This is a genomic window from Microcystis sp. T1-4 (genome assembly GCF_000297435.1).
GTDB lineage: Bacteria > Cyanobacteriota > Cyanobacteriia > Cyanobacteriales > Microcystaceae > Microcystis.
In genome coordinates this window covers 25,385-35,418 of the sequence record NZ_CAIP01000031.1, presented here as the reverse complement: position 1 = coordinate 35,418, position 10,034 = coordinate 25,385, and the positions used below count along the sequence as shown (strand labels likewise).

Genomic DNA, 10,034 nt, shown 5'->3' with positions numbered 1-10,034 from the left:
GGGGGGTTGGGGGGGTAGGGTTGCCTCGTCTCAATTTTCTTTCTTTCTCACAAATATGAAGTATAATATTATCGATAGCTAAACCGCACTAAAAATGAAATCCTATCCAGTAGAGTTCCGTCAGAAAATCCTCGACTGTTATTATAACGAACCCATCTCTCAAAGACAATTAGCGAAAAGATTCTGCGTAACCCTAAGTTTTGTACAAAAGCTTTTGAAACAATATCGAGACACAGGAGATGTTCGACCAAAGACTTATCGATGTGGACGTCATTTAAAACTCACGCCAGAACAAATGCTCGTCCTCGGTACGTTAATTGAGGAAAATAATGACGCAACTCTTGCTCAACTATCGAAACTATTCCTAGAAAGAACTGGTATAGTGTTAAGTGTGGCGACAGTGGCAAGAATAGCCGAACGCTTGGGAATAACCCGCAAAAAAAACTATACAACCACCCGCAAAAGAGACAGAAAAACTACAACAACTTAGACAAGAATAGAAAGTAAGTGGGTGGGTGGAATTAAATATAAGATGAACGTAGGTTGGGTTGAAGCATGAAACCCAACGCCCGCTCATGTTACGCTACCGCTAACCCATCCTACAAATAATTATGCCTCCCTACTTAGGGTTTGCGGCAAAAAGTTTTTCTTGGAGGCAGGGTGTAGAATGTAGAATAAGATTTCCCGGAAGCAATCTTTTTAATGTCTCATCGCTTCTATTATTTTCATGGTTTCGACGCTGACAGTGCAGACTCGTTGTAATAAGTCAATTACTGTTTCTTTATAATCGGCGAAGCGATAGTTATTAAATCTTTCGGCGATGGTTTTATCTTTGGGTTTCTTTTCCTTATATTGATCTAAAATCCATTCTAGGGCCGAACGATTACCGAGTTTATATTCCCAGGCAATTTTGGGAATATCTTGTAGGAAAGTGACATCATCGAGGTTGATGGAATTTTTTTCTCGGTCAGCTTTTAGTTTAGTTTTCGGTTTGAGGTTATTATTAGTATCAATGCGGGTTAGTGGGTAGGGTGCGACGGTTTCATAGTTGATGTGTAATTCCATTAGTTTGCTTCCCCATTCTACCCATTGAGAGAAGTTATCATAAAAGGGAAGCCGGGGAAATTCTCGCTTGAGGTTTAATTCATATTTACTGCGATATTCTGGGTAGTGAAGGACTGCATAAGTGTAGTGGAAGATATCGAGTTTGGTGATGGTTTTATCGTTGTAATGTTTTTGGAATTGTTGCAATCCCCAATCGGTGATATTATCGATGCGGTTTCCTTCTTTGTCGTAGTAGTAGAGGGGGAGACATTGGGTACTACCCCCACTAACTAGCAAACAAGCAAGATCAATAATATGATTTGATACAAGAGATACAAATTTGTCTGAACCGACATTTAAGCCAATTATGATATTATTAAATTCATTGTTAAAAATATTAAACCATTGATAAGTCATTCCGTTGAAATGCTTGTCAAAATAGAGCCATTGTTTTGTATATGGACGATAATAACTCATCAACATATTAGCATCGTTAAATACCTTTGATATTCTTTTAGAAAGATACTTAGTTAATTCTCGATCCCATTTAATCTGATTTCGTTCTTGATAATTTTCATCTTTAAAAGTTCTCTGATAAACATCTACAAAAAACCTCATCTTTGCTTCGAGCGTATCTCTTGAAAAGTCATAAACCCACTCATCTCGCTGAGTTTTAAGTCCTGACGAAAACAACTTAAACACAGCTTTCTCAGACTTACCACTTTTTACCTCCTTATCAACCAAGGGTAGCAGTTGATCAAAGTCATTATCTGATTGATTGAGCCAATTATGTTTTTTATCTGGGATGATATGCTCAAAATCAAGCTGATTAAGTTTTGTCGATGACAAAAACTCTAATTTTTGCGCTGCTGTATCCAATTCAGGACGGCGAGTATATAAAATTTGACAAGGAAGATTATTACTTTCTCGCTTCACAATCAAACTAATCGCCACCCCCGTCTGAATACCGAAAACATTATGAGTTGTCCCTGAAAGTTTAGGATTTTTCCTGACATTACCACCTAAATCAATGATATAAATTTCACTAAACTCATTCTCTACTACTTTTCTAAATCCATCATAAGCCAACGCATCGATAAAAGAAGAGTTAGTAATAAACGCTATTATACCATTTTTATTTAACCGATCAGAAGCCCAACGAATAAAACGAGTGTACATATCATAGACGACAATTTGATTCTGTGCCTTACCTTCTTTGACATAACTATATTTAATGCGCTTGTCAATCGCTTCATAACTTCGATTTGCATTATCTTGATTAAAATTTTCCTGCTTGGCATTATAAGGAGGATTACCAATAATTACAGAAATATTGCGGTCATTTTGATTTTGAATGCGTTGGGTATTCTCCACCGACATGGCAAACAAATCCATCTGCTTGAGATGAAAAGCAGCATGGTCCAGGGTATCCACAAAACAGATATGCTCAAACTCCTCATACTCACCCATCTTCTGCTTGTAGGTGAACTCAATATTCAAATTAGCAATATAATAAGGCAGAATTGCCACCTCATTACAGTGCATCTCATGCTTATACTTGTACCGTAACTTATCCTTCGGTAAATACTCAATCAACTCCGTTACAAAAGTTCCTGTCCCCGTCGCCGGATCTAAAATTTCTACTCCTGGATCCGCCAACAACTTACCAAAATGCTTGTGGACTAAATAATCGACACTTTCAATCATAAAACGGACAATTTCATTGGGTGTATAGACAATTCCCAACCGGTCCGCCGCTTTCGGATTGTATGCTTTATAAAAATTCTCATAAATCGCCTTGAGAAACTTCTGCTTTTCGTGGTGGTTATAAATATTCGCCGCTGTCCGCCGAATTACCGCATAATAACGTTCAATAGTCCCTAAAGTATTGCGCTTGGTATTACCAGTAAAGAAAGTTTCAATCACTCCCTGTAATTCCCTAGCGATATTATTTTCCCGGTGAAACTGGGACTCATTAAAAATATTGATAAAAATATCCTCTGTCAGGATGTGCTGAATAATCATCTCCCGCACATCTTCCAGACTAATTTCTGGATTGATTGACTTGCGACAAATCTCTAAAAAATTGTCCCGCGCTGTCACAAAATTCCGATTCGTCTCCGACTGCAACGCAATTAAACCCCGCAACGCTTCTAAAATTGTTGGTAAATCTTCCTTAAAACTATCAATCGCCTCTCGAAAATCGTTAACTTCTGGACGTACATAATTAATAAAAGCATTAATAATCCCATCCAAAGCCTCATCATCGCGCATGGAGACGCGCAGTCTTTCCTCTCCTCCTTGAATTAAAACCGCCGTCTGGGAGTCTTCAAATAAAATATTGTCATTAGGGTAGCCTTTCGCTAACTTTTTCTCAATTTCTTCATCTAAATTATCGTATTGATCCTTACTTTCCCAATATCCCCAATCTAACCGTAAAGCATCCTTAACCGTCCCGTCAGGATAGACAACTTTTCCCGACTTAGTGCGATAATCCAACTCCGGAATTAACAAAAAATCCTGCGCCTTGCAATAGTCATTTAATAAATTCTGAAAAGCGACTCTAATCGAAGTTTCCTTGCGACTGCCGCCATATTGGACAATCTTCTCAACTTCCGCCTGATACTGGCTGATTAATAATCTAGACATGGGCTTAGAGGAGGTAAATTAAGTAGTTAAGTAGGTAGGCACAATTATTTGTAGGATGGGTTAGCGGTAGCGTAACCCATGCGGGCGTTGGGTTTCATGCTTCAACCCAACCTACGTTCTACTCTAATCGAAGTTTCCTTGCGACTGCCGCCATATTGGACAATCTTCTCAACTTCCGCCTGATACTGGCTGATTAATAATCTAGACATGGGCTTAGAGGAGGTAAATAAGTAGTTATAATCAAAGAGAAGATAGATTTTGGACTCTCTTATTCTTGGTGTGATCAGTTTAACCCATATAGGAGCGATCGATCTTTGTGTCCTCTGTGTCTGGAGTGGTTCTTTCCACTCCCTCGCCAGCAGGACTATATCCTAGAATACATTTTACCCAGCAAACCCAAGAGAGCCTATTTTGCCTCTCCCCTTGATTGTCTTTAATCGGGATGACAGGATTCGAACCTGCGGCCCCTTCGTCCCGAACGAAGTGCGCTACCAAGCTGCGCTACATCCCGAAAGTTTTTAGCTAAATTATCATAGCATATTCGGCCTTGATTGGGTCGAGACTTGCTAGGATATTACAGATATAGGCAAAAATTATCGGAGTAGTTCAGGCGTGACGGTAAAACCAGAGTGGTTACGGGTAAAAGCACCGCAATGGCAGCGAGTCGGCAGTGTTAAGGAAGTTTTACGCGATTTAGGCTTAAATACCGTTTGTGAGGAGGCTTCCTGTCCCAATATCGGCGAATGTTTCCACGCGGGGACGGCTACCTTTTTAATTATGGGTCCTGCTTGCACTCGCGCCTGTCCTTACTGTGACATCGATTTTGAGAAAAAACCGCAACCTTTAGACTCCACGGAACCCCTGCGACTAGCGGCAGCCGTGCAACGTCTTGATCTTAATCATGTAGTGATCACTTCTGTCAATCGCGATGATTTGGCCGATGGAGGCGCTAGTCAATTTGTCCGTTGTATCGAGGAAATTCGCCGCATTTCCCCAAAAACCACCATCGAAGTGCTGATTCCCGATCTTTGCGGCAATTGGGAGGCTTTAGCTTTAATTCTTGCCGCTAAACCTGAAGTTTTAAACCACAATACCGAAACTGTTCCCCGTCTCTACCGTCGTGTGCGTCCCCAGGGTGATTACCAGCGTTCTCTGGAATTATTGCAGCGCGCTCGCGCCATTGTTCCCGCTACCTACACAAAATCGGGCATTATGGTGGGATTGGGGGAAACCGACGAGGAAGTGCGCCAAGTAATGCGCGATTTACGGGCCGTTGATTGTGATATTCTCACCATCGGGCAGTATCTGCAACCATCGCCAAAACATCTCGGTGTGCAGGAATTTGTCACCCCCGAACAGTTCCACGCTTGGCGCGAATATGGGGAATCTCTGGGATTTTTACAAATTGTTGCGAGTCCCTTGACAAGAAGCTCTTATCATGCTGAACAAGTCAGAGCCTTAATGAATTTGTACCCGCGAGAGTCTTGAGATGGGGCAGCAATTGCTCAAAAGCTCGTCCTCGGTGGCTAATTTTTCTTTTTAATTCGGGAGGCATTTCCGCAAAGGTTAAAGCGTATTCGGGGACATAAAAAATCGGATCGTAACCAAAACCACCCTCACCCCTAGTACTGGTGAGAATTTCTCCCGTGCAGATTCCTGTGGCGCTCAAGGCAATCTCACCATCGGGACGTGCGATCGCAATTACACAGACAAAACGGGCCGAACGATCTTGATTATCCCCTAATTCTCTGACTAGGCGATCGATTCTTTCTCGATCATTTTTACCATAGCGGGCCGAGTAAATCCCCGGGGCATTTCCTAACCCGGTTACTTCCAATCCCGAATCATCAGCGATCGACCATTCTCCCAAAGTTAGGGCAATTTGAGCAGCTTTTAAATAGGCATTTTCGGCAAAAGTCGCCCCGGTTTCCTCTATCTCTAAATCATCGGGTTTTAACTGCAATTCTAGGTCGATATCGGTTAAGTATTCCCCTATCTCTGCTAATTTACCCGGGTTACTCGTGGCTAGAATTAATTTTTTCATCGAAAATAATCGGTTTGAAACCCCGGCCTTTTAGGACGGCTTGACGTTGAGAATATTTCACTATACACTAAAGCTACAGTGAAAACTTTTAACTCCCTGACTGCTTTGGATCGGACGGACATTTCCCCCTGATTATTGCCAGGATTAAAGTTAAGTAGGGAGGCACAATTATTTGTAGGATGGGTTAGCGGTAGCGTAACATAATCGGGCGTTGGGTTTCATGCTTCAACCCAACCTACGTTCTGCTTTGGATCGGACGGACATTTCCCCCTGATTATTGCCAGGATTAAAGTTAAGGATGGGTTCCTTAAAATTCCCATTGACTGAAAGACTCAAAGACAAACAGATCAAGGAAGTACAAATACATCCAAAATACTCGGCTTGCTGGTTTGACAGCAATTGTCTTCTTGAAAAAATTTTCACCACCAGAGATGAAAGAGGTTTCCTTCCCCACACCCTACACCCCACACCCCACACCCTACACCCCACTTCCCCACTTCCCCCCCCAATTCATAATTCATAATTCATAATTCATAATTCCCATCTCCCCACCCCCCAATTCATAATTCATAATTCATAATTCCCATCTCCCCACCCCCCAATTCATAATTCATAATTCATAATTCCCATCTCCCCACCCCCCCCACTTCCCCACTCCCCGATCCCCTCATCCATGACACCAGATAGTTTTCGCGTCAGTTTTGCTCCCTTATCTTTGCAGGAAGTATATCAATTAGCCGATGATGGGGCTAATGGTGCTGTTGTACTAATGAGTGGCACTGTACGGGAGCAAACCGACGGTAAACCGGTTATTTGTCTTGATTATCAGGCCTACGAACCCATGGCGATCGAGGTTTTCCGGCAAATTGCTCGGCAAATTCGGCAAACTTGGCCCGATACCAATCGAGTTGTCATTCACCATCGCACTGGTAAGCTACAAATCGGAGAAATTAGCGTCTTAGTAGCGGTGGGTTGTCCCCATCGCGGGGAAGCTTTCGCAGCCTGTCGTTATGCTATTGATACTCTCAAGCATAATGCCCCCATCTGGAAAAAAGAATACTGGTCTGATGGTTCTAGTCAATGGGTTAGTATTGGGGCTTGTGAAACGGCCCATTAGGTCTAATAACGCAAAATTAAGGCAATTTTTTGGTAATCGTTCAAGGAATCTTCATCGACTAAAGCTACACGTCCTCCCTTGGCCAATACCACTTCGATAATTTCATCCACTGCATCATCGATTACCTCCGTACCACCGACGTTTTCCACCAGTATCAAATCACCGTTTTCGCTTAAAACTGCGGGTACATGGTAATTTTTATCCACTAATAACAATTTTCCTCGACCTTCCTGCGCTAAACGCCACACTTCTCCCAGGGTAGAGATAACTTTTTGAGCGCTGACTGCCGCGTCCAAAGCTTGCAGGGCTTCAGTTTTTTGAGTCTGACGCACTGAATGCATAATCGGCAATACTTGCGGAATTAATTCTGGCAGTGAGGTTTTGTCAAAATTGCCGGTTAAAGTGCCAACAATTGCTGATGTGTACTGTGAAACTTCTTGAAAGAAGGAAATTTGACGAACCACTCCACCCACAATCAAAGGGGAAGAATCATCAATGTCAATGTATTCACCCAGAGCATTATCTACCTGCTGGAAAAATCGCCGGATTCTATCATCTAGATAACTGGTATCGGCATCAAAGGGCAGTGGTGCGGTGGCCCCCGGTCCAGTCATTTCTAAGGGAAAATTCTGATCGCGAATTTCTTCGAGAGTTTCTCCTGTAGCTGAGATTAAACGAGTAGAACCCTGACTTAATAGTAACAGCCAATAGGGTTGTTCTCGATGTAATCCATAAACTAAATCCCGTGTGGCAAAGGTTTTATCGATGACAACTCTTGCCTGGACAGAAAAAGGCAAGTTATAAAGCTTGGCAATATCCGGACCAATATAGAGAGCTAATCCATCTAGAGTATAAGGATAATCTATTTCAGCCACGAGACTATCGAGGCGCTCGAACAAAGGTTCGATTTCACGTTTAGAGAATTCTGCCGATAATCGGTGCTTTGCTTCATCGACCAAATTTTTAACGAGAATAGGGTCTTGTTTGTTATCCGGTGAGGTGCGATGGGTAGGTAAGAGAATGGAAAGGGCGGGTATTTGAGTTAGGGATTGTAGTTTCTTAAGTTCTTGACGAGTAATCATTGATTTTAGCTTGATTGATAGGGTTAAGGAGCTAAAAATACTGGCTTTATCCAGATTTTCTCGATTTATTCAGTATTCCAGCTAACATTTTAGGGAAAAAATGTAATTATATCTAGAAAATTAAGAATTTATACTGAATTGCTTTGGCAGAGATTGAGGGAATTTTTAACCAGAAAACTAGGAATATTATTGATTTATTGATCGTCCACCATCAGGACAGAAAATGTTCAGGATGGGTAAATAACCCATCCTCGGAATAATTAGGCCGCTATGGCGGTTTTTTCCGCTATTAATGCCTCTTGGCGCTGGAATTCGGCTAATTGTGCCGTAATTTCATCCCGGACAATCTGACGGTATTCCAGGAAATGCTCGTTGTGGGCGCAGACAGTGATATAGTGTTCGGCGTTGGCGGGATTATGGCGCAAAATACCGAATAAATTCTGCCAGAATTTCCAGCGCGTGGAACGTTTAAAGCCCTGTCGCCAGATAATTACCGCTAGGGCATAGAGATCGGCCCGGCGAGGCAGTTTAAAGGCTGGTTTCGCTTTAGGTGCGCCTAATTTCAGGAAACAGCGATAGGTGCGATCGAGAAATACCTCCGGATCGTACAATTTCCAGAAGGCTTCAATATATTCTGTGGCAATATCTTCGATCGGCCGGGTGGGAACGAAATTCATCAGGGTACTTTGGTTAATGTCCTGTTTCCCCGTTAATCGTAGTCGTCCTTCTTTTTCCAAGCGAGTCCATAGAGCGGTATTGGGTAAAGCTTGTAACATTCCAAATAGAGCCGTGGGAATGGCTGCTTCTTCGACAAAATTAATAATGCGATCGGCCGCTCCTTTTTTCTCGCCATCAAAACCGATGATAAATCCCGCCATGGGGCGCAATCCTGCTTTAATAATCTTTTCTACCGTCTCGGTTAACGAACTACGGGTATTTTGGAATTTTTTGGTTAATTGTAAACTTTCTTCGTCGGGGGTTTCAATACCTAAAAAGACCGCATCAAAGTAACAATCAACCATCATAGCCATTAATTCGGGATCGGCGGCTAAATCCACCGACGCTTCCGTGTTAAACCGGAAAGGGTACTGGTGTTCTTCTTGCCAAACCTTTAATTCTTTGAGGAGTAATTTAACGTTGCGCTTGTTACCGATAAAATTATCATCCACCATGAACACGCCCCGACGCCAACCTAATTCGTAGAGATAATCTAATTCTTTTAATAATTGTGCGGGGGTTTTGGTGCGGGGTTTACGACCATAGAGAACGATAATATCGCAAAATTCGCACTGGAAGGGACAGCCCCGCGAAAACTGCACTGACATGGAATCATAAGCTTCAAAATCGAGCAGATCGTAGCGTGGAACCGGGGTAATTGTCACATCGGGTTTTTCTGTGGTGCGGAAAACACCTTTGGTTTCTCCTCTTGCCAATGCTTCCACAAACATCGGAATGGTGATTTCTCCCTCATCGAGAATCAGAAAATCGGCCTCAGCCACTTCGTGGGGGATAGAAGTGGGATAGGGACCACCCACAGCCACCAGTTTACCCCGTTGCTTGGCTTCGTGAATTTGCTCGATTAAATCTTGACGTTGCACAATCATGCCGGAAAGAATCACTATTTCGGCCCAGTCCCATTCTGCTTCTGTCACCGCCCGAATATTGCGATCGACCAGTTTAAATTCCCATTCCTGCGGTAAAATCGCCGCCACCGTCACCATACCCAGGGGGGGAAGTAAGACTTTGCGATCAACTAATTCCAGAATTTTGTTATAGGACCAGAAAGTCGGCGGAAAAACGGGATAAATCAGTAAGGCGCGCATATTCACTCCTCGCTCGATGGCGATCGATTCTTGACCTTTCGCTTGATTGTAATCTTTTTCGGTCAGGGATGGGAAAACGGTTATTTAGTCCTACAACTGAGATCAGGCTTGATTTTTGGCCGCCATTGCCTACCCTTGACCCTACCCCCATAAAAGTTTATGGTTAACATCAATAAAATTTATGTAAAGAAATGTTGCATAGTCTGAAAAGTTATGTTACATTAAATATCAAGCACTTGACTTAAACGCAATTTTCTTATAGGAAGGCAATTCAC

Annotated in this window: 7 protein-coding genes and 1 tRNA gene; 3 read left to right on the top strand and 5 right to left on the bottom strand. The window is 42.5% G+C overall.

Annotated features, from left to right (window positions below; genetic code table 11):
* The first annotated feature begins 94 nt into the window (after positions 1-94).
* A complete protein-coding gene (locus MICAI_RS01755) occupies positions 95-490 on the top strand; it encodes a helix-turn-helix domain-containing protein (protein WP_008196953.1) in 396 nt (131 codons plus the stop codon).
* A gap of 209 nt (positions 491-699) precedes the next feature.
* Here MICAI_RS01755 and MICAI_RS01750 read toward each other — a convergent pair whose 3' ends face one another.
* Positions 700-3,693, bottom strand: a complete 2,994-nt coding sequence (locus MICAI_RS01750; protein ID WP_008196951.1) for a type ISP restriction/modification enzyme — start codon at positions 3,691-3,693, stop codon at positions 700-702.
* 437 nt (positions 3,694-4,130) lie between these two features.
* A tRNA-Pro gene (locus MICAI_RS01745) sits at positions 4,131-4,204 on the bottom strand.
* Positions 4,205-4,275: 71 nt separating this feature from the next.
* Here MICAI_RS01745 and lipA point away from each other — a divergent pair.
* Positions 4,276-5,181 (top strand): lipoyl synthase, encoded by a 906-nt coding sequence (lipA, locus tag MICAI_RS01740; protein WP_071988975.1) that lies wholly within the window; start codon positions 4,276-4,278, stop codon positions 5,179-5,181.
* Here lipA and rdgB read toward each other — a convergent pair.
* Positions 5,144-5,737 (bottom strand): RdgB/HAM1 family non-canonical purine NTP pyrophosphatase, encoded by a 594-nt coding sequence (gene rdgB, locus MICAI_RS01735; RefSeq protein WP_008196948.1) that lies wholly within the window; start codon positions 5,735-5,737, stop codon positions 5,144-5,146. The two genes, lipA and rdgB, sit on opposite strands and share 38 nt — an antisense overlap.
* 673 nt (positions 5,738-6,410) lie before the next feature.
* On the opposite strand from rdgB, the gene MICAI_RS01730 reads away from it, so the two are divergent.
* Positions 6,411-6,854, top strand: coding sequence for a molybdenum cofactor biosynthesis protein MoaE (locus tag MICAI_RS01730; protein ID WP_008196947.1), 444 nt, complete (start codon positions 6,411-6,413; stop codon positions 6,852-6,854).
* A gap of 2 nt (positions 6,855-6,856) precedes the next feature.
* On the opposite strand, the gene MICAI_RS01725 is transcribed toward MICAI_RS01730, so the two are convergent.
* Together MICAI_RS01725 and MICAI_RS01720 are read right to left on the bottom strand one after the other, a co-directional pair.
* On the bottom strand, positions 6,857-7,936 hold the full coding sequence (locus MICAI_RS01725) for an AOC03_06830 family ribosome hibernation factor (RefSeq protein ID WP_008196944.1): 1,080 nt from the start codon (positions 7,934-7,936) through the stop codon (positions 6,857-6,859).
* 260 nt (positions 7,937-8,196) lie between these two features.
* Positions 8,197-9,759 (bottom strand): B12-binding domain-containing radical SAM protein, encoded by a 1,563-nt coding sequence (locus MICAI_RS01720; RefSeq protein WP_008196943.1) that lies wholly within the window; start codon positions 9,757-9,759, stop codon positions 8,197-8,199.
* Positions 9,760-10,034 lie beyond the last annotated feature (275 nt).

Coding starts and splice junctions, on each gene's coding strand:
- MICAI_RS01755 (WP_008196953.1), top strand. CDS start 95: ATGAAATCCTATCCAGTAGAGTTCCGTCAGAAAATCCTCGACTGTTAT.
- MICAI_RS01750 (WP_008196951.1), bottom strand. CDS start 3,693: ATGTCTAGATTATTAATCAGCCAGTATCAGGCGGAAGTTGAGAAGATT.
- rdgB (WP_008196948.1), bottom strand. CDS start 5,737: ATGAAAAAATTAATTCTAGCCACGAGTAACCCGGGTAAATTAGCAGAG.
- MICAI_RS01730 (WP_008196947.1), top strand. CDS start 6,411: ATGACACCAGATAGTTTTCGCGTCAGTTTTGCTCCCTTATCTTTGCAG.
- MICAI_RS01725 (WP_008196944.1), bottom strand. CDS start 7,936: ATGATTACTCGTCAAGAACTTAAGAAACTACAATCCCTAACTCAAATA.
- MICAI_RS01720 (WP_008196943.1), bottom strand. CDS start 9,759: ATGCGCGCCTTACTGATTTATCCCGTTTTTCCGCCGACTTTCTGGTCC.